Here is a 25,806-nt window from a genome sequence, read left to right as displayed (position 1 = left end):
GTCCTTGGTTCCAGGGCGTACTCAGTCGTACGACAGCCCGTGGCCCAGCGGGTAGCGGCCCGGCACCGGGACCGGGAGGCGGCCCGAGGGCCGGGCCGCCCCGGTGACCACCCGGGCCGCCGCCCGCATCTCCACGTCCGTCCAGGTGTACGTCGCCAGCTCCGCCGCGCAGGTGGGCAGCCGGGCCGGGTCGTACGGATTGCGGATCGCCACCACGACGACCGGCACCCCGGTGGCCAGCAGCTCCGTGACCAGCGTGCGCTGCGGATCGTCCCCCTCCGGGACGTTGTACGTGCACACCAGCACCGCCGCGTTGCCGGGAGCCGCGGCCACCGCCCGGGCGGGCGGTACGGCCCTCGCACGGCAGCCCAGGGCGGTCAGCTCCCGGGCCAGTACCGCCGTAGGGGGCCCTGTCGTACCGCTGGGGGAGGCCGGGTCGGTCCCGGTGACCAGCACCCGGGGCCCGGTCGTCGCATCCAGGGGCAGCAGTTTCACGGGATTGGCCAGCAGGGTCGTCGTACCCGCCGCGATCTCGTCGGCGGCGCTCAGATGCGCCGGGATCCCCACCATCGCGTCCATCTGTCCGGCGGCGGTGTGCGCCGCGTCGAACAGGCCCCGGCGGGCCTTCAGTTCGAGGATCCGCAGCACCGACTCATCGATCCGGTCCTGCGTCAGCTCGCCCGCCTCCACCGCCGCGAGCACGCTGCGGTGCGCGAGGCCCAGGTCCGGCGGGTTCAGCAGCTGGTCGCAGCCCGCCTTCAGGGCCAGTACCGGGACCCGGTCGTCCCCGTACTTCTGGCGGACCCCGGCCATGTCGAGGGCGTCGGTGACCACCACCCCGCGGAAGCCCAGGCGTTCTCGCAGGATGCCGGTCACGATCGGTCTCGAGAGGGTCGCCGGGTCCCCCGACGGGTCGAGCGCGGGGAAGACGATGTGCGCGGTCATGACGGCGTCGACGCCCGCCTCCACCGCCGCCCGGAACGGCGGCTCGTCGAGCTCCTCCCACTGGGCCCGGGTGTGCCGCATCACCGGCAGCCCGACGTGGCTGTCGGTCTCGGTGTCCCCGTGGCCGGGGAAGTGCTTGGCGGTGGCGGCGACCCCGGCGCCCTGGTAGCCGCGGACCTGGGCGGCGACCAAGGCCGCCACCGCCTGGGGATCGGCGCCGAAGGACCGTACGCCGATCACCGGGTTGGCCGGGTTGACGTTCACGTCGGCCACCGGCGCGTAGTCCTGCCGGATTCCCATCGCGGCCAGCTCGGCGCCCGCGATGCGCGCGGCGCGGCGGGCCTCGGCGGTGGCCGCGGAATCGGAGCCGGGGCCGGTACCACCCGTACTGCCACCCGTACCGCCCGTACCGCTCGCGCCGTGCCGCGCGCCCAGCGCCATCGCCCCCGGCAGCAGCGTCGCCGGCTTGCCGATGCGCGCCACGGCGCCGTGCTCCTGGTCGGTGGAGAGCATCAGCGGGATGCCGGAACCGGTGCCGGCTGCCGCCCGCTGGAGGGCGGCCGACAGCTCGGCGATCTGCTGCGGGCCACGGGTGTTGTGGGCCCAGGAGAAGTAGATGATCCCGCCGAGGTGGTAGCGGGCGACCAGCTCCGCGGCCGTGCGCACCCCGAACAGCTTCAGGTTCTGCTCGGCGTCCGCCGGGTCGGGGTCGGTCGCCGAATGTCCGTACGCGCGGGAGACGAAGAGCTGCCCGGCCTTCTCGGCCAGGCTCATCCCGGCCACCAGACGGCGCAGCGCCGCCCGGTCGGGCGCCCGGCCGGGCGGGCGGTCGCCCGGGCGGGGGTCGTCGGCGTGCGGTTCGCCGCCCTCGCCGCCCGGGCCACCGCCCACGGCGTACGAGGCCACCCCGGCGGCCGTGACGGCGGCCATGGCGGCCGCGGTGAGCAGGGACCTGCGGGACGCGTGGTACGACACGCGCCGGACCCTACTGCCGGGCCGCGCCCCCGGCGCCGCGGACACTCGGGAGGTCCCCCGGAAGGGGTGCCGCCAAGCGGCCCGAGGCTGCTTGGGCCCAGTGCTCCTGCAGGGTCCGCACCGCCTCGGTGATCGCCGGCCGGCGGGCCGCCCCCGTCCGCCACAGGGCGTACAACCTGCGTACGGGGCCGGGCTCCAGCGGTACGGCCACCGCTCCCGGCGGCAGCGCCCCGGTGCCCAGGCGGGGTACGACGGCCACCCCGAGCCCGGCCGCGACCAGCGCGACGATGGTGTGGTTCTCCTCGGCCACGTGCGCGATGTCGGGCTCGAACCCGGCCGTGCGCAGCGTCCGCATCAGCCAGTCGTGGCAGACCCGGCCGGGCGGCTGGCAGACCCAGCGCTGGCCGCCGAGGTCGGCCCTGCGGATGACCGCCCGTGCGGTGAACGGGTGGTCGTGCGGCACCACCAGGTCGCAGGGGTCGTCCCCGATGACCGCCTGCTCGACGCCCTCCGGGGCCGGCAGCGGGGCGATGTCCCAGTCGTGGGCCACCGCCAGATCGGTGACCCCCCGGGCCACCAGGTCCACCGACAGATGGGGGTCGACCTCCGTGAGGCGCACGTCCAGCGCGGGATGCCGGCGCGCGAGATCGGCGAGCACCCCGGGCAGGAGGCCGCGCGCCGCCGAGGCGAAGGCGGCCACCGTCAGCAGCCCGCTCGGCTGCCCGCGCCGCTCCTCCAGGGTGGTCTCGGCGCGCTCCACGATCGCCAGCAACTCCCGGGCGGTCTCGGCGAGATGCCGGGCCTCCTCGGTGAGCGCGACCCCCCGCCCGCGCCGCTCCAGCAGCGTGGTCCGGGTCTCCCGCTCCAGTTTGGCGATCTGCTGGGACACGGCGGAAGGGGTGTAGCCGAGGGCGGCCGCCGCGCCCGCGACGGAGCCGTGGACGGAGACGGCGTGCAGGGCGCGCAGCCGGGAGAGGTCGAGCATGCGGCCCATCGTAGGCATCGCCGGACCGCCGGTCACCCGTAAGCAGTGCTTCATCCATCCCGGAAGAAATCCGCGCTGGTGCTACATGGTTGCGCCGCCGATGCTCGAAGCATGCGTCCCGTTCACACTGCACTCGCCGTACTCGTCGCCGCCGTCTGGGGCTTCAACTTCGTCGTCATCGAGATCGGTCTCGGCCACTTCCCGCCGCTGCTCCTGTCGGCTCTCCGCTTCCTCGTCGCCGCGCTGCCCGCCGTGTTCTTCGTCGGCCGGCCCAAGACCGCCTGGAAGTGGATCATCGCGGTCGGAGTGGCCCTCGGCGTCGCCAAGTTCGGCCTCCTGTTCACCGGCATGGCCGCGGGGATGCCGGCCGGGCTGTCCTCCCTCGTGCTCCAGGTCCAGTCCGTCTTCACCGCCGTCCTCGCCTCCCTCGTCCTGCGCGAGCGGCCCGGACGGGTCCGCATCGCCGGCATGGCCGTGGCGCTCGCCGGGATCGCCGTCGCCGCCGTGGACGGGGGCACCTCCGGGCCGGTGCTCGGCTTCACGCTGGTCGTCGCGGCCGCCGCTTGCTGGGGCGTGTCCAACGTGCTGACGCGGAAGGCTTCCCCGCCCGATGCGCTGAACTTCATGGTCTGGGTGTGCACCGTCCCGGTGCTGCCGCTGTTCGGGCTCTCGCTCCTGCTGGAGGGGCCCGAGCGGGACCTGGCCGCGCTGCGCGGGCTGGACTGGTCCGGGATCGCGGTCATCGGGTACGTGGCCTGGGTGTCCACCGTGTTCGGCTTCGGCGCCTGGAACCACCTGCTGAAGCGCTACCCGGCCTCCTCGGTCGCGCCGTTCTCGCTGCTGGTGCCGGTGTTCGGGATGTCCTCGGCGGCGCTGGTCCTCGGTGAGGGCGTCTCGGGACTGCGCTGGGTGGCTGCGCTGCTGCTGGTCGGCGGGGTGGGCATGACCTCGCTGGCCCCCGCCCGCGCGGGAACCCGTACGAAGGGCGGCGGCGCGGCGCAGGGCGGTAACGCGGCGGTCAGTGCGGTGAGTCCTCCTGCAGCGGCAGCCGCCAGTCCTGCCCCGTGAGCGTGACGCCGTACGAGCGGTGCGGGCGCTCGGCGACCAGGGTGAACCCGGCGCGTTCGTAGAGGGAACGGGCCGAGGCCAGTACGTCGTTGGTCCACAGCACCAGCTCGCGGTAGCCGACCGAGCGGGCGAACGCGACGACGGTGTCGACGAGGAGGGACCCGATGCCGTGGCCGCGGCCCCCGGGCTCGACGAGGAGCAGTCTCAGCCGCGCCGTACCGGGCGAGCCGTCCTCGCGGACGCACATCACCGAGCCGACCGGCCGGCCGCCCAGCTCGGCGATCCAGACCCGCTCCAGATACGGGTCGTGGTCCTCGGCGAAGTCCGCGACGATCCGGGCCACCAGGCCCTCGAAGTCCGCGTTCCAGCCGTACTCGGCGGCGTACAGCGCGCCGTGCCGCTGCACGATCCAGCCCAGCTCCCCGGGCTGGGGGTCCCGCAGCCGCACCGCTGCGGCGGAGTTGTCAGCAGGGGGCTCCATGGCGCCCCAGGGTAGCGGGCTACTGCCTGCCGCCGCCCAGGATCCGGCCCGGCAGGTCGCCGAGTCCGCCGCCCTCCGCCGGGGCGGCTCCCGGCGCGGCTCCGGGAGCCGGGGTGCCGGCGGCGGCGCCCTCGCCGACGGCCGCGCGCTTGGCGAAGACCGTCAGCAGCACGGGGATCAGCAGTTCGATGACGCGGCTGACGGTGGCCGGGGGGATGCCGGTCTTCTTGGAGACCGCCGCGGCGGCCGGCTTGCTCACCTTGGCCAGCACTCCGGCCATCACCCCGCCGCCGAGCAGCCCGCCGCCGAGCGTGGCCACACCCTTCAGCGGGGGCTCGGCGACCTCGGCGAAGGCCTGGCGGACCTCGTCGTCGCCGGCGCCCGCGGCGTCCGCCTTCTCCCGGAGGCCGCCGGCCATGGCGCCGACCGTGGTCGCGACGGTCTCCCGGGCGCCCGCCGCGTCGGTGCCGAGCAGGCCGGCGATCTCGGTCAGCCCGCCGGGGCCCAGCTCGCCGAGCACGTCGTCCTGGAATGAAGGTTCGCTCATGCCGGAAACGCTACTTCTGTGGTGGTTCAAGGGCACTTCGGACCCGCCCCGGCGCGCCTGTAAGTAACGGAAACGTAAAGTTCCGATTCCGTGTGCAACCCCCGGACGGGGCAGCGGGTCGTATGGTGCGTCGGCACTTCCGGGGAGGGATCTGGGGGGATCGGGAAGTCCGGCACGGGAGGGGTAACCGTGAGGGGGTCCGGCCGCGAGGCCGGACCCCCTTCTGGGTTTTTGCCGGGTTGTCCACAGGCCTGACGGGCTGTCGGCGGCGGGCGGTACTTTCATTGCCATGGCAATCAACGGGGCGGTGCAGCTGGCCGTGGTCGAGGGGGTGCTCGAGCGCATCACCTACGCCAACGAGGAGAGCGGGTACACGGTCGCCCGGGTCGACACCGGCCGCGGCAGCGGGGACCTGCTCACGGTCGTCGGCTCCCTGCTCGGGGCCCAGCCCGGCGAATCGCTGCGCATGGAGGGCCGCTGGGGCTCCCACCCCCAGTACGGCAAGCAGTTCACGGTGGAGAACTACCGCACCGTGCTCCCCGCGACCATCCAGGGCATACGCCGCTACCTCGGCTCGGGCCTGATCAAGGGAATCGGCCCGAAGATCGCCGACCGGATCGTGGAGCACTTCGGCACCGACACCCTCGACGTCATCGAGGCCGAGCCGAAGCGGCTGATCGAGGTGCCCGGGCTCGGCCCCAAGCGGACCAAGCTGATCGGCGCCGCGTGGGAGGAGCAGAAGGCGATCAAGGAGGTCATGGTCTTCCTCCAGGGCGTCGGCGTCTCCACCTCCATCGCGGTCCGGATCTACAAGAAGTACGCCGACGCCTCCATCTCGGTGGTCAAGAACCAGCCGTACCGGCTCGCAGCCGACGTGTGGGGCATCGGCTTCCTCACCGCCGACCGGATCGCCCAGGCCGTCGGCATACCGCACGACAGCCCCGAACGGGTCAAGGCCGGGCTCCAGTACGCCCTGTCCCAGTCCACCGACCAGGGACACTGCTTCCTGCCCGAGGAGCGGCTGATCGCCGACGGGGTCAAGCTGCTCCAGGTGGACACCGGACTCGTCATCGAATGCCTGGCCGAGCTCGCCGCCGACCCGGAGGGCGTCGTACGGGAATCCGTGCCGGATCCGCAGGGCGGCCCGGACCCGCTCACCGCCGTGTACCTGGTGCCCTTCCACCGCGCCGAACTCTCGCTGGTCGGGCAGGTCCGGCGGCTGCTGAACGCCGACGAAGACCGGATGCCGGGCTTCCGGGACGTGGACTGGGACAAGGCCCTGGGCTGGCTGGCCGGGCGCACCGGGGCCGAGCTGGCCCCCGAGCAGCGGGATGCCGTCCGACTGGCGCTGACCCGCAGAGTGGCCGTCCTCACCGGCGGGCCGGGCTGCGGGAAGTCGTTCACCGTGCGCTCGATCGTGGAGCTGGCCCGGGCCAAGAAGGCCAAGGTCGTGCTCGCCGCGCCCACCGGCCGGGCCGCGAAACGGCTCGCGGAGCTCACCGGCGCCGAGGCGTCCACCGTGCACCGCCTGCTGGAGCTCAAGCCGGGCGGGGACGCGGCGTACGACCGGGAACGCCCGCTGGACGCGGATCTGGTGGTCGTCGACGAGGCCTCGATGCTGGACCTGTTGCTGGCGAACAAGCTGGTCAAGGCAGTGGCACCGGGTGCGCACCTGTTGCTGGTCGGTGATGTGGACCAGCTGCCCTCGGTCGGCGCCGGGGAGGTGCTGCGGGACCTGCTCGCCGAGGGCGGGCCGGTGCCCGCGGTCCGGCTGACCAGGATCTTCCGGCAGGCCCAGCAGTCGGGCGTGGTCACCAACGCCCACCGGATCAACACGGGCCTGCCGCCGCTCACCGACGGGCTGCCGGACTTCTTCCTGTTCCCGGAGGAGGACACCGAGGAGGCCGGGCGGCTCGCCGTCGACGTGGCGGCCCGCAGGATTCCGGCCCGGTTCGGGCTGGACCCGCGCCGCGACATCCAGGTGCTCGCGCCCATGCACCGCGGCCCCGCCGGCGCCGGAAACCTCAACGGCCTGCTCCAGCAGGCCATCACGCCGGCCCGGCCCAACCTGCCCGAGAAGCGGTTCGGCGGCCGGGTCTTCCGGGTCGGCGACAAGGTCACCCAGATCCGCAACAACTACGAGAAGGGCGCCAACGGCGTCTTCAACGGCACGGTCGGCGTGGTCACCGCCCTCGACGTGGACGAGCAGCGGCTGACGGTGCGGACGGAGGAGGACGAGGAGGTCGGCTACGAGTTCACCGAACTGGACGAGCTGGCCCATGCGTACGCCGTCACCATCCACCGGTCCCAGGGGAGCGAATATCCGGCCGTGGTGATCCCGGTCACCACCGGGGCTTGGATGATGCTCCAGCGCAACTTGCTCTACACGGCGGTGACCAGGGCGAAGAAACTCGTCGTGCTGGTCGGGTCCCGCAAGGCCCTCGGCCAGGCTGTGCGTACCGTTTCTGCAGGCAGGAGGTACACGGCGGTGGCGCCCAGGCTGTCCGGACGGATACCGGTGGGAAACATCACCTAAATGATCGATCATTTGGGGTTACGGCACCGGCGCGGAGGGGGCAGGATGAGCAGGTTGAAGGCACTCAGTGCCGTCAAAAAGACCGAACGCCGACCCCGAGTGCACTCTCCTGCGCCAAATGGGGGAAGGTAGAGGCAGTCAGGGCACCTCGAAGAAGAGGCACTACGTCGGTGAGGGATGACGTGAGCGACAACTCTGTAGTACTCCGGTACGCGGACGGTGAATACACCTACCCGGTGGTCGAAAGCACCGTCGGTGACCAGGGCTTCGACATCTCGAAGCTGAGGGCCCAGACCGGGCTCGTCACCTTGGACAGCGGCTACGGCAACACCGCCGCCTACAAGTCCGCGATCACCTACCTCGACGGTGAGCAGGGAATCCTGCGTTACCGCGGTTACCCGATCGAGCAGCTGGCCGAGCGTTCGACCTTCATCGAGGTCGCGTACCTGCTGATCAACGGTGAGCTGCCGACCGTCGACCAGCTCGCGTCGTTCCGCAACGACATCACCCAGCACACGCTGCTGCACGAGGACGTCAAGCGGTTCTACGACGGCTTCCCGCGCGACGCGCACCCGATGGCGATGCTGTCCTCCGTGGTCAGCGCGCTGTCCACGTTCTACCAGGACAGCCACAACCCGTTCGACGAGAAGCAGCGCAACCTCTCGACGATCCGGCTGCTGGCCAAGCTTCCGACGATCGCGGCGTACGCGTACAAGAAGTCGGTCGGCCACCCGGTGGTCTACCCGCGCAACGACCTCGGCTACGTCGAGAACTTCCTGCGCATGACCTTCTCCGTGCCGGCCCAGGAGTACGACCTGGACCCGGTCGTGGTCTCGGCGCTCGACAAGCTGCTGATCCTGCACGCGGACCACGAGCAGAACTGCTCGACCTCCACCGTGCGCCTGGTCGGCTCCTCGCAGGCGAACATGTTCGCCTCGATCTCCGCCGGCATCTCGGCCCTGTGGGGTCCGCTGCACGGTGGCGCCAACCAGTCCGTCCTGGAGATGCTCGAGGGCATCAAGAACGACGGCGGCGACGTCGACGCCTTCATCCGCAAGGTGAAGAACAAGGAAGACGGCGTCCGCCTCATGGGCTTCGGACACCGCGTCTACAAGAGCTTCGACCCCCGGGCGAAGATCATCAAGGCGGCGGCGCACGACGTCCTCTCGGCGCTCGGCAAGAGCGACGAGCTGCTCGACATCGCGCTCAAGCTGGAAGAGCACGCGCTCGCCGACGAGTACTTCGTCTCGCGCAACCTCTACCCGAACGTGGACTTCTACACCGGCCTGATCTACCGGGCCATGGGCTTCCCGACCGAGATGTTCACCGTGCTCTTCGCGCTCGGCCGCCTTCCCGGCTGGATCGCCCAGTGGCACGAGATGATCAAGGAGCCGGGTTCCCGCATCGGCCGTCCGCGCCAGATCTACACCGGCGAGGTCCTGCGCGACTTCGTCCCGGTCGAGGCCCGCTGACCCGAGGCACCTCGAGCAAGCGAAAAGCGCCCCGCCGTCGATCCCCCCACGGGTCGACGGCCGGGGCGCTTTCCTTTCCCCGGAACGGATTCCCCCCACGGGACCCGAGCCGGGGTGTCGGCGAGGAGCGCACGCGCGGTGCGCCCCAGTGGGTGTCTGCCGGGACCCGTACGGGTCGGGAGGGCCGCTCAAAGCACCCCGTTGAGCACGCGTCCCGGCCGGCTGATGCCCCGGACGTCCCCCAAGACCCCCGTGAACGTCCCCCAAGACGTTCCTGGCATCGCCCCATTAGACCCACTGCAGTGCCGGATGGTTACGTTCCAATCACTGTGATCTGCGTCTCCCGTGAAGGAAGTGTGCGTGCAATGGGGAGAAGATCCCCTAGCGGAAGGATCGCAACCGGAGGCTGTTGGTCACCACGAAAACGGAGGAGAACGCCATCGCTGCCCCCGCAATCATCGGGTTGAGCAGGCCGGCGGCCGCGAGCGGCAAGGCCGCCACGTTGTAGCCGAAGGCCCAGAACAGGTTGCCCTTGATGGTGCCCAGGGTCCGCCGGGAGAGCCGGATCGCGTCAGCCGCCACCCGCAGGTCTCCCCGTACGAGGGTCAGGTCGCCCGCCTCGATCGCGGCGTCGGTGCCCGTCCCCATGGCCAGGCCGAGGTCCGCCTGCGCCAGCGCGGCCGCGTCGTTGACCCCGTCGCCCACCATGGCGACCGTTCGGCCCTCCGCCTGGAGCCGGCGTACGACGTCCACCTTGTCCTGCGGGAGCACCTCGGCGATCACCTCGTCGATGCCCACCGCGCGGGCCACCGTCTCGGCCACGGCCTTGTTGTCGCCGGTCAGCAGCACCGGGGCCAGGCCCAGCGCCCGCAGCCGGGACACCGCCTCGGCGCTGGTCTCCTTGACGGCGTCGGCCACGGTCAGGACCCCGCGCGCCGCCCCGTCCCAGGCCACCAGGACGGCGGTGCCGCCCGCGGCCTCGGCGGCCGCCTTGGCCCCGGCGAGGCCGGCGGGCAGGGTGATCGACCAGTCGGCCAGCAGCTGCTCGCGGCCCACCAGAACGGCGTGCCCGTCGACCACGCCCTGGACGCCGAGCCCGGCGAGGGCCTCGAAGGACTCCGGGACCGGCAGGGAGCCGGCCCTCTCGGCGGCGCCGGTGGCGATGGCCCGGGCGATCGGGTGCTCGGAGGAGTGCTCCAGAGAGCCCGCGAGGCGCAGCAGCTCGCGCTCGTCCGTACCGGCGGCGGTGTGCACGCCGGACAGGGTCATCCGGCCGGTGGTGACCGTGCCGGTCTTGTCGAGGACGACGGTGTCGACGCGGCGGGTGGACTCCAGCACCTCGGGGCCCTTGATCAGGATGCCGAGCTGCGCGCCGCGCCCGGTGCCGACCATCAGGGCGGTCGGCGTGGCCAGGCCCAGGGCGCAGGGGCAGGCGATGATCAGGACGGCCACGGCGGCGGTGAAGGCGGCCGTCGGGTTGTCGGTGATCAGCAGCCAGGTGACCCAGGTGCCGAGCGCCAGCAGCAGCACGACCGGCACGAAGACCCCGGAGATCCGGTCGGCGAGGCGCTGTACCTCGGCCTTGCCGTTCTGCGCCTCCTCGACGAGCCTGGCCATCCGGGCGAGCTGCGTGTCGGCGCCGATCCGGGTCGCCCGGACGACGAGGCGGCCCGAGGTGTTGACGGTGGCCCCGGTGACGGAGTCGCCCACGGCGACCTCGACCGGGACGGACTCGCCGGTCAGCATCGAGGCGTCCACGGCGGAAGCACCCTCGGCGACCGTGCCGTCGGTGGCGATCTTCTCGCCGGGGCGGACGACGAACCGGTCGCCGACCGCGAGCTGCGCCACGGGGATCCGTACCTCGGCGCCGCCGCGCAGGACGGCGACGTCCTTGGCGCCCAGCTCCAGCAGGGCCTTCAGGGCGGCGCCCGCCTTCCGCTTGGAGCGGGCCTCCAGGTACCGGCCGAGCAGGATGAAGCTGACGACGCCGGCGGCCACCTCGAGGTAGATGGCGGAGGACCCGTTCGTGCGCGAGATCGTGAAGTCGAAGCTGTGCCGCATGCCCGGCATCCCGGCGTGACCGAAGAACAGGGCCCACAGCGACCAGGTGAAGGCGGCGAGCGTGCCGACGGAGACCAGGGTGTCCATGGTGGCGGCGCCGTGCCGGGCGTTGGTCCAGGCGGCCTTGTGGAAGGGGAGGGCGCCCCAGACCACGACGGGCGCGGCCAGGGTCAGCGAGAGCCACTGCCAGTTGTCGAACTGGAGGGCCGGGACCATCGAGAGCAGTACGACGGGCAGGGCCAGCACGGCGCAGACCAGCAGCCGCTGGCGCAGTGCGGCCAGTTCGGGGTCGCGGGGGGCGTGGGCCTGCGCGGCCTCCGGGGCCTCTGCTTCCGGTTCCGGTTCCGGCGGCGGGGGTTGCTCGGCGGTGTACCCGGTCTTGACGACGGCCGCGATCAGGTCGGCGACCTGGACCCCGTCGCCGTACGAGACGCGGGCCTTCTCGGTGGCGTAGTTCACCGTGGCGCTGACCCCGTCCATCCGGTTCAGCTTCTTCTCGATGCGGGCGGCGCAGGAGGCGCAGGTCATCCCGCCGATGCTCAGCTCGACCTCGGCGGCTGCGTCCGCCGCTATGGGCCCGTCGTGCACTGTGCTGCTGCTCATGTCCGGCTCCAGGGGGAGGGCCGGGTCGTACGGAACCAGTATGAGCTGGCCGGCACGACCCGGCGGGGTACTGCGGAGGAGGGGTGCTCAGGCGGCCCGGCCGGCGAACTCGTACCCGGCCTCGTCCACGGCGGCGCGGACGTCCTCGTCGGCGAGCGCTGCGGTGGAGACCACGGTGACCTCGCCGGTCGCGGCGACGGCCTTGACCGAGCTCACGCCCGGCAGGGCGGAGATCTCGGTGGTCACCGCGCCCTCGCAGTGCCCGCAGGTCATGCCGGTCACCCGGTAGACGGTGGTGGTCTGGGTGTCCGTCTCGGCGGTCATGTCGTTCTCCTCTTCAAGGGCGTGTCCGGTCGCCGGGGCCGGCGGTTTCGCCACCACCGTCCTCCCGACTCATGGAGACTATACCCCTAGGGGGTATCAATGCGAGTGTTCGCCGCCACTTCCGGCCGGTTCCGGATGTACGTACGTCAGTGCGCGCGGGGTGCGGTGACCATCGGCTCCAGGTAGCGCAGCAACACGGTCTTCAGCTCGGCGACGTACGCGGCCCGCTCGGCGCCCTCGCTCGCCAGGATCAGGTCGAGCGACGCCTTGAAGATGCCCAGGATCATGTTGGAGACGTGGGTGAGCTCGTCGGGCGTGCCGTCGGGGCGGAAGCTGCGCAGGATCCCCTGGACCCGGGTCAGCAGCCCGGAGTGCAGCTCCTCGTGCTCCTGGGTGATGCCGGGGATGCCGGAGCCGTGCATGAGGGCCCAGAACGCCGGGTTCTCGCAGTTGAAGGCGATGACCGGGTCCAGAACGGCGTCGAGCAGCTCGGGCAGGGGGCGGTCCAGGTTCTCGGGGAGGAAGGCCTGGCCGTGCATCTCGTGGGCGCGCCGCAGCAGCTGGCCTCCCAGCTCGATGGCGATGGCCTCCTTGTTCGGGAAGAACTGGTAGAGCGTGCCCGGCGAGACCTCGGCCTCGCGGGCGATGGCGTTGGTGCTGGCCGCGGCGTAGCCGGTGCGGCAGAACACGCTCGCGGCGGCCGCGAGGAGCTGGGCGATCCGGCGCTCCCCCCGGGCCTGGCGTCGGGGCGCGGCGGCCTTCTTCGCGGCCTTCGCGGCCTTTGTGGTGATTTCGACCTGTGGCCTCTCCGGCATGTCACGTCCCTTGCTTCCCGTGGGTGATTGACAAACGCGAGAGGGCGCTCGCATTCTTGGAAAACGCGAGCGACTGCTCGTGTTTGCCAGTCTAAGTTTCCTGGCAATCACGGTGAAGGGGACACCGAGTCATGTCCGAAGTCAAAAAACCGCCGTCGCCAGGGGAGAGCGGACGGTGGACCCGGATCGTCACGGCCCGGCCGCGGCTCTCGTTGCTGCTCGCCCTCGTGGTCACCGCGCTGGCCGTTCTGGCGGGCGGCGGCGTCGCCGACCGGATGGGCAGCGGCGGCTGGGAGGACCCGGACGCCCGGTCCACCTACGCCGCCAAGGTCCTGGAGCGCGAATTTCCCGGCTCCCAGCCCAATCTGCTCCTGCTGGTGGACGCCGGCACCGGGGCCGCGGCGGGCGCGGGGCCGGGGGCGGCCGGGGTGGACGATCCCGCCGTTGCCGCCGAGGCCGAGCGGCTGACCGCGCAGCTCGCCTCCGAGCAAGGGGTGGCCGGGGTCGGCTCGTACTGGCGCACGCACTTGCCCGCGCTGCGCTCCGAGGACGGCAGGCAGGCCCTGATCGCCGCCCGGGTGCTCGGCGACGAGAAGGCCCGCGCCGCGGTGCTGGAGCGGATCACCCCGCGCTACCGGGGCGAGCACGGGCCGGTGCGCGTCTCCCTCGGGGGGCCGGTCGCCGTCCAGCGCGAGGTGACCACCACCATCCAGGAGGACCTGCTGCGGGCCGAGGTGATCGCCCTGCCGGTGACCCTGGTCCTTCTCGTCATCGTCTTCGGCAGCGCCGTCGCCGCGCTGCTGCCGCTGGGCGTGGGCATCGTCGCCATCCTCGGCACCAATGCCGTGCTGCGCGGCCTCACCGAGTTCACCGACGTCTCCGTCTTCGCCCAGAACCTGACCACCGCGCTCGGCCTCGGACTCGCCATCGACTACGCCCTGTTCATCGTGCGGAGGTTTCGCGAGGAGCTGGCCGCCGGGCGGGATCCGGTGGCAGCCGTGGGGGCCACGCTGCGGACCGCCGGGCGCACGGTGCTGTTCTCGGCGCTGACCGTGGCCGTCTCGCTCTCGGCGATGCTGTTCTTCCCGATGTACTTCCTGCGGTCCTTCGCCTACTCCGGGGTCGCGGTGGTCCTGCTCGCGGCCGGCGCCGCCCTGATCCTGCTGCCGGCGGCCCTGGTGCTGCTCGGGGAGCGGGTCAACTCCCTCGACCTGCGGCGGCTGTGGCGGCGCAGGCGCGCCGGGGCGGCCGCAGGGGCGCCGGGTGCCGAGGCCGATGCCGGGCGGGAGGCAGGGCGGGGCTGGGCGCGGACGACCGCGCTGGTGATGCGCCGTGCCCCCGTGTTCGCCATCGCCACCACGGCCGGCCTGCTCCTCCTCGGACTGCCGTTCCTCGGGGTGAAGTTCGGCACCGTGGACGACCGGCAGCTGCCGGAGACCGCCTCGTCCCACCTGGTCCAGCAGCAGATCCGTGACGGCTTCCCGGGCAGCCCCGGCGCCGGGCTGACCGTGCTGGCCGAGGGTGCGGCCGGCCCCGCAGACCTGGCCGCCTACCGGGACCGGCTGGCCGCCCTGCCCGGGGTGCGGGTGGCCGGGCCGGTGAGCTCCGAGGCCCGGCCGGGGTACGCGTACTTCTCGGTGGCCACCAAGGGCGAGGCCGTGGGGCAGCAGGCCCAGGACCTCGTCGGCGAGGTGCGCAAGGTGGACGCCCCGTTCGACACCGCGGTGACAGGGCAGGCGGCGGTGCTCGTCGACGCCCAGAAGGCGATAGCGGAGAAGTTGCCGGCCGCGCTGGCCCTGGTGGTGCTGGCCACGCTGCTGCTGGTCTTCCTGCTCACCGGGAGCGTGCTGATACCCGTCCAGGCGGTACTGCTCAACGCGCTGAGCCTGACGGCGATGTTCGGGGCGGTGGTGTGGGTCTTCCAGGAGGGCAACCTGTCCGGACTGCTCTCCTTCACCTCCACCGGGGACATCGAGACCACCCTGCCCGTCCTGATGTTCTGCATCGCCTTCGGACTCTCCATGGACTACGGGGTGTTCCTCATATCCCGCATCAAGGAGGAGTACGAGCGGACCGGGGACCACGAGGGGGCGGTGCGCACCGGACTGGTCCGCACGGGCGGGCTGATCACCGCGGCGGCCGTGATCCTGGCGGTGGTGATGGTGGCGATCGGCAGCTCCCGGGTGACCAACACCAAGATGCTGGGGCTCGGGATCGCGCTGGCCGTGCTGATGGACGCGCTGGTCGTGCGGAGCCTCCTGGTTCCGGCGGTCATGAAGCTGACGGGGAAGGCCACCTGGTGGGCGCCGGGCCCGCTGCGGCGACTGCACGAGCGGTTCGGGCTGAGCGAGGGGGAGTCCGAGCCGCGAGGGCTGCCACAGGTGCCGGGGGAGACACCGGAGCCGGAGCGGATACCCGCGGGAAGCCGCTAGGTGTGTTGCCCGGACAGGTTGGTGGCGCGGCTGGGGGCGGCTCTTGCGGGCGGGGCCGCGGCGGTCCCGTCCGCAGGGGCCCCGGGCGTGGGGGTCAGTCCTCCCGGCGGCCCCGGTTGCCGGGGCGGCGGGCCACCCAGGTGCGGATCGTGTCGGCGTACCAGTAGGGCTTTCCGCCTTCCACGTGGTCGGGAGCGGGGAGCAGCCCGTGCTTGCGGTACGAGCGCACCGTGTCCGGCTGGACCCGGATGTGGGCGGCGATCTCCTTGTACGACCACAGCTGTCGGTCGCTCATCCACGACACCTCCTTGTCCACGCCGCGGGGCCGGCCTGGAGGCCGTCGGGGGAGCCGACGCGTGGACACAGACGATCAGTCAGGTTGTGCCCGGAGAACGAGGAGGGTGAAGGCGGGGGAGGGGCTGTTGAGTTGCTGTGACGGAAGACCTGCGTAATGCGGATATGCGTGACACAAGGGCGACGCCTGTGACAGATGCGGCACAACGGATAGGAGGTGTACAGAGAGCGGTGAGCGGGAGGGGAGGGCGGCTCAGCGGTACAGGGCCGGCCGTTCCACCAGCTCCACCGGGGTCCGTACCCCGCTGTGCGCGGCAGCGAGCCCTGCTGCGGAAACCGCGGCCGCCGCGTAGCCGTCCCAGGCGTCGGGCCCGGCCACCCTCCCCTGCGCGGCCGCGGCCACCCAGCGTCGCAGCTGGCGGTCGTACGCGTCGGCGAAGCGCACGGTGAAGTCCTGGGGGATCTCCCCATAGCTGCGCCCCGCGGACCGGACGACCGGCCCCTGCTGCGCGCCGATCTGGGCGCTCCCGGACTCGCCGACCGCCTCGCAGCGGACCTCGTAGCCGACGCCGCAGTTGACGAAGATCTCCACGTCCACGATGGCCCCGCCCGAGGTCTCCAGCAGGACCAGCCGGGGATCGCGCAGCCCCTCGGGGGCCGCCGAGGTGGGCGCCGGGGAGAGCACGGACACCGCCGTGATCTCCTGCCCGAGCAGCCAGCGCGCCGCGTCGACCTCGTGCACGACGGAGTCGCTGATCAGCATGTCGCTGGTGAAGAACGACGGCGAGGAGGCATTGCGGTGCCGGCAGTGCAGGAACAGCGGCCGGCCGATCCCGCCCGCGTCCAGCAGCTCCTTGAGCCACTCGTACTCGGAATCGAACCGCCGCATGAACCCCACCTGCACCAGCCGCCGGCCCAGCCGCTGCTCCGCCTCCATCACCCGCAGCGCACCCGCCGGATCGGGGGTCAGCGGCTTCTCGCACAGCACCGGCAGCTCCCGCTCCAGGGCCTGAAGGATCGCCTCCTCGTGGGCGGGCCCCGGGGAGGCGATCAGTACGGCCTGCACCCCGGGTGCGGCTATCGCGGCCACCGGATCCGTGTGCGCGCTCGCGCCGTCCAGCCCCGCCGCGACGGCCTTGACCCGGTCGCCGTCCGGGTCGGCCAGGGCCACCACCCGGGCTCCGCCCACCGTCAGCCCGATCCGGCGGACGTGGTCGGCGCCCATCTTCCCCGTCCCGATGACGGCGATGCCCAGCGTGCTCATGTTCGTGTCCTTCCGGATGGTCAGCGGGCGCCGCAGGAGCGCAGGTAGGCACGGGTGCGGCGGGCGATCGGCAGCGGCCGGTCGGGCGGGCACGGGTACATGTCCTGCTCCACGATCGCGAAGAGGTCCACGCCGAGCCGCTGGGCGGCCGCGAGTACGGGTTCCAGTGCGGGCACCCCCGACGGCGGTTCGCACATCACCCCGCGGGCCACGGCCGGCCCGAAGGGCAGCTGCTGCGCGACGACTTCGGCGAGGATACGCGGGTCCACCTGCTTGAGGTGGAGGTAGCCGATCCGCTCCGCGAAGGTCTCGACGGCCTGGACGCTGTCGCCGCCGCAGTAGGCGTAGTGCCCGGTGTCCAGGCAGAGGGAGACCAGGTCCGGGTCGGTGGCGTCCAGGAAGCGGGCCACGTTCGAAGGGGTGTCGATGTGCGTGTCCGCATGCGGATGGACGACGATCCGCAGCCCGTACCGGTCCCGGACCTCGCGGCCCAGGCGCTCGGTCTGCGTGGTCAGTTCACGCCATTGCGCGGGCGTGAGGGTCCGGTCCTCCAGCACCTCGCCGGTCTTGTCGTCCCGCCAGAACGAGGGAATGACGACGAGGTGTCCCGCGCCCATGGCCTGCGTGAGCGCCGCGATCCGCGACACGTGCTCCCAGGTGTCCGCCCAGACGGCGGGCCCGTGATGGAGTCCCGTGAAGACGGTGCCGGCGCTGACGCGCAGGCCCCGTTTGGCGGTCTCCTCGGCGAGGCGGGCGGGGTCGGTGGGGAGATAGCCGTACGGGCCCAGCTCGATCCACTCGTACCCGGAATCGGCGACCTCGTCGAGGAACCGGTCCCACGGGGTCTGCAGCGGATCGTCGGGGAACCAGACACCCCAGGAGTCCGGAGCCGAACCGATGCGGATACGGGTCAACGCGGGCGGGGAGGACGTCATGACGGCCACCTTAGGGTGCGAGACGACTGGGAGGACTGCCTGTGACCACCGCGGACGATGTCGCGTTCGACCTGATCACGATGGGGCGCATCGGGGTGGATCTCTACCCGCTGAGAACGGGCGTACCGCTGGCGGAAGCGGACACCTTCGGGAAGTTCCTGGGCGGCTCGCCCACCAACGTCGCCGTCGCGGCGGCCCGGCTGGGCCGCCGGGTGGCGGTGATCACCAAGACGGGAGCGGATCCCTTCGGGGCCTACCTGCGGGCCGAGCTGCGCGGGTTCGGGGTGGACGACCGGTGGGTGGGGGAGGACGCGCGCCATCCGACTCCCCTCACTTTCTGCGAGATCTTCCCGCCGGACCATTTCCCCCTCTACTTCTACCGGCTGCCGAAGGCCCCCGACCTGGAGATCGAACCGGCGGAGCTGGATCTGGCAGCGGTGCGGGCCGCACGCGTGTTCTGGATGACGGGGACCGGACTGAGCGCGCAGCCGAGCCGGTCCGCCACCCTGGCCGCGCTGGAAGCCCGCGCGAAGTCCGGCATCACGGTCTTCGACCTCGACTGGAGACCGATGCTGTGGGAAGGCGCGCCGGGGGACGCGTACGCGCAGGCACTGGGCCTCGCCACGGTGGCGGTGGGCAACGCGCAGGAGTGCGCGATCGCGACGGGCGAGTCCGAACCGCGGGCCGCGGCCCGGGCGCTGCTGGCGGCCGGGGTGGAACTGGCCGTGGTGAAACGGGGACCGGACGGGGTGCTGGCGATGCGGCGGGACGGAACGGTGGTGGAGGCCGCGCCGGTGCCGGTGGAGGTGGTGAACGGGCTGGGCGCGGGGGACGCGTTCGGCGGGGCGCTGTGCCACGGGCTGCTGGCGGGCTGGGACTTGGCGCGGGTGGTCCGCTACGCCAACGCGGCGGGGGCGATCGTGGCGTCACGGCTCGCGTGCTCGGCGGCGATGCCGTACGCGAAGGAAGTGGAGGAGGTGCTGGAGCCGTGACCGTGACTGCGTCGCACGAGATGGCGTTCACCGCGCTGCGGGTGCTGGAGCTGGGCCCGGGCGAGCGGTACGCGCATGCGTGCGGGGACCACGAGTGGATCGTCCTCCCGCTGGCCGGCAGCTGCACGATCCGCTGCGCGGAGCCGGTTCCCCGGCCCGCCCCTTCCCGAAACCGGGGCTCCGCCCCGGACCCGGCGCCTCGAACGCAGGCGGGGCCGGACCTGCCGCAGGTGTTCGAACTCCTCGGGCGGGACAGCGTGTTCAGCGGGCTGACCGATTTCGCGTATCTGCCCCGGGACGGGCAGGCCGAGATCGGGTCCTGCGCCGGGGGGCGGTTCGCGCTCGTCGGGGCGCGGTGCGAGCAGGTCCTGCCCGCCCGGTACGGGCCCGCCCGGGACGTCCCGGTGGAGATCCGCGGCGCAGCCCACTGCGCGCGCCAGGTCAACAACTTCGCCGCGGCCGGCGTCTTCGACTGCGACCGCCTCATCGCCGTCGAGGTCCTCACCCCCGGCGGGAACTGGTCCTCGTACCCGCCCCACAAGCACGACGAGTTCCACCCCGGCGAGGAGTCCCGCCTCGAGGAGATCTACTACTTCGAGATCGCCCCGCACGGGGACACCCCCGGCCTCGGCTACCAGCGTGTCACCCCCTCCCCCTCGGGGAAGACCGACATCCTCACGGAGGTGAGGACCGGCGACGCGGTGCTCATCCCGGACGGCTGGCACGGGCCGTCCATCGCCGCCCCCGGGCACGACATGTACTACCTCAACGTCATGGCCGGGCCCCCGGGCCCGCCCCGGGAGTGGCTGATCCGGGACCACCCCGGCCACGGCTGGATCCGGGACACCTGGCCCGGCCAGGACACCGACCCCCGGCTGCCCTTCTACCGACACCGAGCGGAGGACGAGACCCCATGAGGCTCACCGTCGCCCAGGCCCTCGTACGGTTCCTGGCCGCGCAGTACACCGAGCGCGACGGCCGCCGCGAGCGGCTGATCGCCGCCACCTGGGGGATCTTCGGGCACGGGAACGTCGCCGGCCTCGGGCAGGCCCTCCTCGAGAGCGGCCCGCAGGAGATGCCCTTCCTCCAGGGGCGCAACGAGCAGGCCATGGTGCACGCCGCCGTCGGGTACGCCCGCCAGCGCGGGCGGCTCTCGGCCCACGCCGTGACCACCTCGATCGGGCCCGGCGCCACCAACCTCGTCACCGGGGCCGCCCTCGCCACCATCAACCGGATCCCCGTCCTCCTGCTGCCCGGCGACACCTTCGCCACCCGGCCCGCCGATCCCGTGCTGCAGCAGCTCGAGGTGCCGTACGCCGGCGACGTGTCCGTCAACGACACCCTGCGGCCCGTCTCCCGCCACTTCGACCGGATCACCCGCCCCGAGGCCCTGATTCCGGCCGCCCTCCAGGCCATGCGGGTGCTCACCGACCCCGTCCAGACCGGCGCGGTCACCCTGGCGCTGCCGCAGGACGTCCAGGCCGAGGCGTACGCATGGCCGCCCGAGTTCTTCGCCGAGCGCGTGTGGGGCGTACGCCGGCCCCGGCCCGACCGTGACGAGCTCGCCCGGGCCGCCGCGGCCGTACGGGGCTCCGCGCGCCCGCTGATCGTCGCCGGCGGCGGGATCCGGCACAGCGCGGCCCAGGCCGCACTGGCCGAGTTCGCCGAGGCCACCGGGATCCCGGTCGCCTCCACGCAGGCGGGCAAGGGGGTGCTCCCCTACGACCACCCCGCCGATGTCGGCGGCATCGGGCACACCGGGACGGCCACCGCCGACGAGCTGGCCCGCGGCGCCGACCTGGTCATCGCCGCCGGGACCCGGCTCACCGACTTCACCACCGCCTCGGCGACCCTGTTCCAGAACCCCGCCGTCCGCTTCGTCGGGCTCAACCTCGACCCGTACGACGCCCACAAGCTCGCGGCCCGGCCGCTGGTCTGCGATGCGCGGGTGGGCCTGGAAGACCTCCGGGACGCGGCTGCCGGGTACCGCGTGGACCCCGCGTACGAGACGGCGTACAAAGAAGAGAAACGCAGCTGGGAGCAGCTGGTCGACCGGGCCTACGCGGCCCCCGACGAGGACGCCGCCCCGACGCAGGCCCAGGTGCTCGGGCTGCTCGACTCGGTCGTCGATGCCTCCGACATCCTGATCAACGCCGCCGGCTCGCTGCCCGGGGACCTGCACAAGCTGTGGCGGGCCCGCTCGGCCGACCAGTACCACGTGGAGTACGGGTACTCCTGCATGGGCTACGAGATCCCCGCCGCGATCGGCACCGCGCTCGCCGCCCCCGGCCGCCCGGTGTGGGCGCTGGTCGGCGACGGGACGTACCTGATGAACCCGACCGAGATCGTCACGGCCGTGCAGGAGGGCATCCCGATCAGGGTGGTGATCCTCGACAACCACGGCTACGCCTCCATCGGCGGCCTCTCCGGGGCCGTGGGCGGGGAGGGCTTCGGGACGGCGTACCGCTTCCGGGCGGACGACGGCTCGTACACCGGCGCGCCCCTGCCGGTGGACCTCGCGGCCAACGCAGCCTCCCTCGGGATGGCCGTGATCCGCACCCGCACCATCGGTGACCTGCGGAAAGCCCTCGCCGAAGCGCGTGAGGCGGACCGTCCCACATGTGTCTACGCACAGACCCGAACACCCGACACTGTGTCGGGCCCGCCCCCGGCACAGGCGTGGTGGGATGTTCCTGTGGCCGAGACCGCGACCCGTGCGTCAGCGAACGCGGCCCGCGAAGAGTACGACCGGCAAGCCGCGCAGCGACGTCGCCATCTGTGAAGGAGCAAGGCAATGAAGACCGTCAACCACTGGATCGGTGGCAAGACCGTCGAGGGCGCGTCGGGCAACTACGGCCCGGTCACCGACCCGGCCACCGGCGAGGTCACCACGCAGGTCGCGCTCGCGTCCGCCGATGAGGTCGACGCTGCCGTACGGGTCGCCCGGGAGGCCTTCCGGACCTGGGGCCAGTCCTCGCTGGCCGCCCGCACCAAGGTGCTGTTCGCCTACCGCGCCCTGCTGGACGCCAACCGCGACGCCATCGCAGAGCTGATCACCGCCGAGCACGGCAAGGTCCACTCGGACGCGCTGGGCGAGGTCGCGCGCGGCCTGGAGATCGTCGAGCTGGCCTGCGGGATCACCACGCAGCTCAAGGGCGAGCTGTCGACCTCCGTCTCCCACCGGGTCGACGTCTCCTCGATCCGCCAGCCGCTCGGCGTGGTCGCGGGCATCACCCCGTTCAACTTCCCGGCGATGGTGCCGATGTGGATGTTCCCGCTGGCCGTGGCCTGCGGAAACACCTTCATCCTCAAGCCGAGCGAGAAGGACCCGTCGGCCGCCAACAAGCTGGCCGAGCTGGCGGCCGAGGCCGGCCTGCCGGCCGGTGTGCTCAACGTGGTCCACGGTGACAAGGTCGCCGTCGACGCGCTGCTCGCCCACCCGGGCATCGCGGCCGTCTCCTTCGTCGGCTCCACGCCCATCGCCCGCCACATCCACACCACCGCCTCCGCCAACGGCAAGCGGGTCCAGGCGCTGGGCGGCGCCAAGAACCACATGCTGGTGCTGCCGGACGCCGACCTGGACGCGGCCGCCGACGCGGCGGTCTCGGCCGCCTACGGCTCGGCGGGCGAGCGCTGCATGGCGATCTCGGCGGTCGTCGCGGTCGGTTCCATCGGCGACGAGCTGGTCGAGAAGATCCGCGAGCGCGCCGAGAAGATCAAGATCGGCCCGGGCAACGACCCGACCTCCGAGATGGGCCCGCTGATCACCGCCGCCCACCGCGACAAGGTCGCCTCGTACGTGAAGGGCGCGGCCGACCAGGGCGCCGACGTGGTCCTGGACGGTACGGGCTACACGGTCGGCGGCTTCGAGAACGGCCACTGGATCGGCCTCTCGCTGCTGGACAACGTCAAGACCGACTCCGACGCCTACCGCGACGAGATCTTCGGGCCGGTGCTGTGCGTGCTGCGCGCCGAGACCTACGAGGAGGGCGTGGCGCTCATCAACGCCTCGCCGTTCGGCAACGGCACCGCGATCTTCACTCGCGACGGCGGCGCGGCCCGGCGCTTCCAGCTGGAGATCGAGGCGGGCATGGTCGGCGTCAACGTGCCGATCCCGGTGCCGGTGGGCTACCACTCCTTCGGCGGCTGGAAGGACTCGCTCTTCGGCGACCACCACATCTACGGGAACGACGGCATCCACTTCTACACCCGCGGCAAGGTCGTCACGACCCGCTGGCCGGACCCGTCCGAGGCCCCGTCGGGCGTGGACCTGGGCTTCCCCCGCAACCACTGACCGCGTAGCACCGTAAAGACCAGCTCGCCTTCCGCACCCCTCACGCGGGAGGCGAGCTTGCGTTCAGAGCAGGGACTTCGGCGGCGGTCGAGGCGTTCCGTCGGCCGTCTCCCCGTGGCCGGTGACGGCCGTATGCCGTCACCGGGGGGCACCACACCCTCGCCCGTCAGTGCGTTGCAGCCAAGTCCGGTGCGGAATCGGCCTGTTCCGCGGGGGCCCGGCGGCGGCGCCGGAGTGCCCGGGCGGTGAGCGCGGCGCCCGCCAGGACCAGCAGTGCGCCGGCGGCGGGCCACGGCACGGCGACGAACTCCGCCTCGGAGGCCGGGGCGAGGTCCGGATAGGCGCTCGCCCCGGCCGAGATCCGTACGGTGACCCAGTCCGACTGCGGTGCGTCCGCCCACGGTTCGGTCAGCTCGATGCGCTGGCCGGGCAGCAGCACCAGCTTCAGCTCGCGGGCCGGCCGGTCCAGCACCGTACGGCCGAACAGCCCCTCGGCGGACACCGCCACCTTGGGCTCGACGACCACGTTGCCCCGGTTGACCAGCGTGTACGAGACCGTGGCGCGGGCCTCCTCGACCCACGGCAGCAGCGGCGCGGACCGGCTGACCTTCACGTTCTCCACGCTCAGCCCCGGCGTCACCGGCCCCGGCACCCGGAAGTACAGCCGCGAGCCGACCTGCCGCTTCACCCCGACCTGGACCTTGCCCTCCTGCCGGATGCCCTCCACGGCGGTGTTGAGGGCGACGATCCCGCCGACGTGGTCGCCGGGCGTCGCGTCCTCGGGCACCTTCACCGTGAACGGGATGTCCTTGCGGCCCTTGGGCGGCACGGTCACCGTGGTCGCCGTCTCGGGCGGCAGCGCTGTCCACGCCCCCACGTCCTCGGGCTTCCGGTCCACCGGCAGCAGCGCGAAGGCGCCCCCGGCAGGGGTGTTCACCGCGTCGGTGGCGAAGACCTGGAAGGTCAGTTCCTTGTCGGAGGAGTTCAGGATCGTCACGCTGTCGCGGACGGTGGTCCCGGCCGCGCCCTGGTGGAAGAAGTACGCGCGGTCGGGCATCGCGGCGCCCGCCGGGGGAGTCGGGAACACCCCCCAGGTGCCGTTGTCCGCGGCCCTCGCCGTCGCGGCGGGCAGGAGCAGGCCCGCGACCAGCAGCAACAGCGCGAGGAGCGGGCCGTACGAAGCAGGGACGCGGGGGCGCATGGGCGGTTCTCCAGTCGGCGCGGGGAGGCGGTTCGGGGGCGGAAGGCGAAGGGGGTGGTGCGGCGCCGTGGCGCCGCACCACCCTGGGTGCACTGCTCCTGCCGGATCAGGCGATCGAGAAGGTGACGACCGTCTGGTAGGTGTCGGCGAACATGAACGGCGGGAGCTGGATCATCCCGGCGCCGCCGACGGCGAACTCACCGCCGGTCAGCTCGTCCCCGCCGGCGGCCTGCGAGGCCACCTTCATCGGGGTCTCGGAGATCGCGCCGGGCGTGCCCGCGGTGCAGGTGCTCGGGCTGTCCGGGTTGGTCACGGTGCAGGACGGCTGGATGCCGATCTGCGCCTTCGCCATCGAGTGGCCGGTCGTCTGGTTCAGGAACGGCGTACGGGTCGCCGTCACGTCCCAGCCGAGCGTGCCGCCGCGGAAGTCCTGGACGGTCGCGGCGTTGAACACGCCGACCACCGACTGGGCCTTGCCGTTGATGGTGACCGAGGGGAAGGCCACGGCCGGCTGGCCGTCCTTCGGGCCGAGCGCCAGCGGGCCGGGGAGGACCTCGATGTCGACCGGGTTCTTCACGCCCGCCTGGTCCTCGAGGTACACGAAGGACTTGTACGGGGTGACCGAGCCGTCGATCTTGAGGGCGTCGGCCTTCTTGGTGACGGTGATGTTGCAGGTGGCGGCGCCCGTGGCGTCCGCCGTACCGGTGCCGGTGTCACCGGTGGCCGCGCCCGCGAGGAGGGCGGAGCAGGTGACGGGCCCGGCCGCGAAGTTGGCGCCGCTGACGACGACGGCCGTGCCGGCCTTGCCGCTGTTGGGCGTCAGCTTGGTGGTGACCGGGTCCTTGGGCAGGGCCTCGACGGCGACCGAGCCGAGCGTGGCGCTCGGCCGGGGCGCCGGGGTGCAGGTCGTGGTGAACACCGAACCGCTGAGGTCGGCGTCCGTGACCGCCAGGTCGAGCTTGATGTCGACCGCGGTGCCCTCGGTACCGTCCGGGATCTTGATCGTTCCGGAGAAGGCCTTCGGGTCGAGCGGGGTACCGGCGACGACGCTGACGGTCTCGGGCGGGCTGGTGACCACCTGGGTGGTCGCGCCCACCTTGAGGGTGATCTTGGTGGTGTTCACCGTCGTGACGGAGAAGCCGGGGATCAGCGGGCTCGCACCCGGGTCGATCGTGATCGGTACGACGTCGCCGGCCTTGGCCGTGCCGGGCACCGTGACCGTGTAGTTCTGGTTGCCCGAACCGTCCGGCTGCGGAGCCGGGGCGTCGCAGTTCTCGAAGACGGGGGTGGTCACGGTCGCCGCCCGGGCGGTGCCGGTCAGGCCCACCACGCCGCCCGTCAGCGCGAGGGACAGGGCGCCCGCCCCGGCCAGAATTCTTCGTCGGAACGTTGTACTCACTGGGTCGCGACTCCTTCGTCAGACGAACCCCTCCCCCCCACCCGCTGTGTGGGGGAGGCCGAGCCGGTGCGGTGGCCGACATTGACGCGTCGCGGTGATGAGAAGTCAATGACTTGCTTTCGCCCAAAGCACACAGAAATTGATGTCCCATCAGGCCGGGGCTTCGGGGGCGGGGTGCGGGTG

General features: G+C 72.4%; 19 protein-coding genes and 1 pseudogene. 8 read left to right on the top strand and 12 right to left on the bottom strand.

The window, feature by feature from the left end:
• Positions 1-21 precede the first annotated feature (21 nt).
• Together IF09_RS0120620 and IF09_RS0120615 are read right to left on the bottom strand one after the other, a co-directional pair.
• Entirely contained in the window at positions 22-1,875 is a 1,854-nt protein-coding gene (locus tag IF09_RS0120620; protein WP_037635583.1) for a glycoside hydrolase family 3 protein, read from the bottom strand.
• A gap of 55 nt (positions 1,876-1,930) precedes the next feature.
• Positions 1,931-2,905 carry a LysR family transcriptional regulator gene (locus tag IF09_RS0120615; protein WP_030297797.1) on the bottom strand — a complete coding sequence of 325 codons (975 nt, stop codon included), beginning with the start codon at positions 2,903-2,905 and terminating at the stop codon, positions 1,931-1,933.
• A 111-nt stretch (positions 2,906-3,016) separates the two neighbouring features.
• Between IF09_RS0120615 and IF09_RS0120610 the strand changes: the two genes are divergently transcribed.
• Entirely contained in the window at positions 3,017-3,973 is a 957-nt protein-coding gene (locus IF09_RS0120610; RefSeq protein ID WP_030297796.1) for an EamA family transporter, read from the top strand.
• Here IF09_RS0120610 and IF09_RS0120605 read toward each other — a convergent pair.
• Together IF09_RS0120605 and IF09_RS0120600 are read right to left on the bottom strand one after the other, a co-directional pair.
• Positions 3,924-4,421 (bottom strand): annotated as a pseudogene (locus tag IF09_RS0120605) (GNAT family N-acetyltransferase); the annotation flags it as partial. The gene IF09_RS0120610 and the pseudogene IF09_RS0120605 sit on opposite strands and share 50 nt — an antisense overlap.
• Before the next feature lie 52 nt (positions 4,422-4,473).
• Complete coding sequence (locus IF09_RS0120600; RefSeq protein ID WP_037635554.1) at positions 4,474-5,001, bottom strand: DUF937 domain-containing protein; 528 nt, start codon at positions 4,999-5,001, stop codon at positions 4,474-4,476.
• Positions 5,002-5,290: 289 nt separating this feature from the next.
• Here IF09_RS0120600 and IF09_RS0120595 point away from each other — a divergent pair, with 289 nt between their 5' ends.
• Both IF09_RS0120595 and IF09_RS0120590 read left to right on the top strand, forming a co-directional pair.
• Positions 5,291-7,537, top strand: coding sequence for an ATP-dependent RecD-like DNA helicase (locus IF09_RS0120595; protein WP_030297793.1), 2,247 nt, complete (start codon positions 5,291-5,293; stop codon positions 7,535-7,537).
• Positions 7,538-7,719: 182 nt separating this feature from the next.
• Positions 7,720-9,009, top strand: a complete 1,290-nt coding sequence (locus IF09_RS0120590) for a citrate synthase (RefSeq protein WP_030297792.1) — start codon at positions 7,720-7,722, stop codon at positions 9,007-9,009.
• A gap of 381 nt (positions 9,010-9,390) precedes the next feature.
• Here IF09_RS0120590 and IF09_RS0120585 read toward each other — a convergent pair whose 3' ends face one another.
• The 3 genes from IF09_RS0120585 to IF09_RS0120575 form a co-directional block, all read right to left on the bottom strand.
• Positions 9,391-11,673 (bottom strand): heavy metal translocating P-type ATPase, encoded by a 2,283-nt coding sequence (locus IF09_RS0120585; protein WP_030297791.1) that lies wholly within the window; start codon positions 11,671-11,673, stop codon positions 9,391-9,393.
• 87 nt (positions 11,674-11,760) lie between these two features.
• The gene (locus tag IF09_RS0120580) at positions 11,761-11,997 is read right to left on the bottom strand and encodes a heavy-metal-associated domain-containing protein (RefSeq protein ID WP_030297789.1); all 237 of its coding nucleotides are present in this window, start codon (positions 11,995-11,997) and stop codon (positions 11,761-11,763) included.
• A 146-nt stretch (positions 11,998-12,143) separates the two neighbouring features.
• Entirely contained in the window at positions 12,144-12,812 is a 669-nt protein-coding gene (locus tag IF09_RS0120575; RefSeq protein WP_030297787.1) for a TetR/AcrR family transcriptional regulator, read from the bottom strand.
• Positions 12,813-12,943: 131 nt separating this feature from the next.
• Here IF09_RS0120575 and IF09_RS0120570 point away from each other — a divergent pair, with 131 nt between their 5' ends.
• The gene (locus tag IF09_RS0120570) at positions 12,944-15,244 is read left to right on the top strand and encodes an MMPL family transporter (protein ID WP_030297785.1); all 2,301 of its coding nucleotides are present in this window, start codon (positions 12,944-12,946) and stop codon (positions 15,242-15,244) included.
• A gap of 94 nt (positions 15,245-15,338) precedes the next feature.
• On the opposite strand, the gene IF09_RS0120565 is transcribed toward IF09_RS0120570, so the two are convergent.
• The 3 genes from IF09_RS0120565 to IF09_RS0120555 all read right to left on the bottom strand — a co-directional run bounded on the left by IF09_RS0120565 (position 15,339) and on the right by IF09_RS0120555 (position 17,737).
• A complete protein-coding gene (locus IF09_RS0120565; protein WP_030297784.1) occupies positions 15,339-15,539 on the bottom strand; it encodes a helix-turn-helix transcriptional regulator in 201 nt (66 codons plus the stop codon).
• Positions 15,540-15,791: 252 nt separating this feature from the next.
• Positions 15,792-16,802 (bottom strand): Gfo/Idh/MocA family protein, encoded by a 1,011-nt coding sequence (locus IF09_RS0120560; RefSeq protein WP_030297782.1) that lies wholly within the window; start codon positions 16,800-16,802, stop codon positions 15,792-15,794.
• 20 nt (positions 16,803-16,822) lie between these two features.
• Positions 16,823-17,737, bottom strand: coding sequence for a sugar phosphate isomerase/epimerase family protein (locus IF09_RS0120555; protein WP_030297780.1), 915 nt, complete (start codon positions 17,735-17,737; stop codon positions 16,823-16,825).
• An 80-nt stretch (positions 17,738-17,817) separates the two neighbouring features.
• On the opposite strand from IF09_RS0120555, the gene iolC reads away from it, so the two are divergent.
• Genes iolC through IF09_RS44755 form a run of 4 tightly spaced genes read left to right on the top strand, consistent with a single transcriptional unit; the run spans position 17,818 to position 23,023 of the window.
• Positions 17,818-18,729, top strand: coding sequence for a 5-dehydro-2-deoxygluconokinase (gene iolC, locus IF09_RS0120550; RefSeq protein WP_051832712.1), 912 nt, complete (start codon positions 17,818-17,820; stop codon positions 18,727-18,729).
• Positions 18,730-18,749: 20 nt separating this feature from the next.
• Positions 18,750-19,646 (top strand): 5-deoxy-glucuronate isomerase, encoded by an 897-nt coding sequence (gene iolB, locus IF09_RS0120545; RefSeq protein WP_030297776.1) that lies wholly within the window; start codon positions 18,750-18,752, stop codon positions 19,644-19,646.
• Positions 19,643-21,511: a 3D-(3,5/4)-trihydroxycyclohexane-1,2-dione acylhydrolase (decyclizing) gene (gene iolD / locus IF09_RS44760; protein ID WP_030297771.1), complete on the top strand. Its 1,869-nt coding sequence runs from the start codon at positions 19,643-19,645 to the stop codon at positions 21,509-21,511. The genes iolB and iolD overlap by 4 nt, the downstream gene beginning before the upstream one ends.
• A 12-nt stretch (positions 21,512-21,523) precedes the next feature.
• Entirely contained in the window at positions 21,524-23,023 is a 1,500-nt protein-coding gene (locus IF09_RS44755) for a CoA-acylating methylmalonate-semialdehyde dehydrogenase (RefSeq protein ID WP_030297770.1), read from the top strand.
• 166 nt (positions 23,024-23,189) lie between these two features.
• Here the strand turns inward: IF09_RS44755 and IF09_RS0120530 are convergent, their stop codons facing one another.
• Complete coding sequence (locus tag IF09_RS0120530) at positions 23,190-24,224, bottom strand: WxL protein peptidoglycan domain-containing protein (RefSeq protein WP_030297769.1); 1,035 nt, start codon at positions 24,222-24,224, stop codon at positions 23,190-23,192.
• Between the two features lie 106 nt (positions 24,225-24,330).
• Entirely contained in the window at positions 24,331-25,623 is a 1,293-nt protein-coding gene (locus IF09_RS0120525) for a hypothetical protein (RefSeq protein ID WP_030297768.1), read from the bottom strand.
• Between the last annotated feature and the right edge of the window lie 183 nt (positions 25,624-25,806).

This window comes from Streptomyces katrae, from assembly GCF_000717655.1.
Lineage (GTDB): Bacteria > Actinomycetota > Actinomycetes > Streptomycetales > Streptomycetaceae > Streptomyces > Streptomyces katrae_B.
Note: the sequence above shows the minus strand (reverse complement) of the source record. Positions and strands in the feature narration are given on the sequence as shown.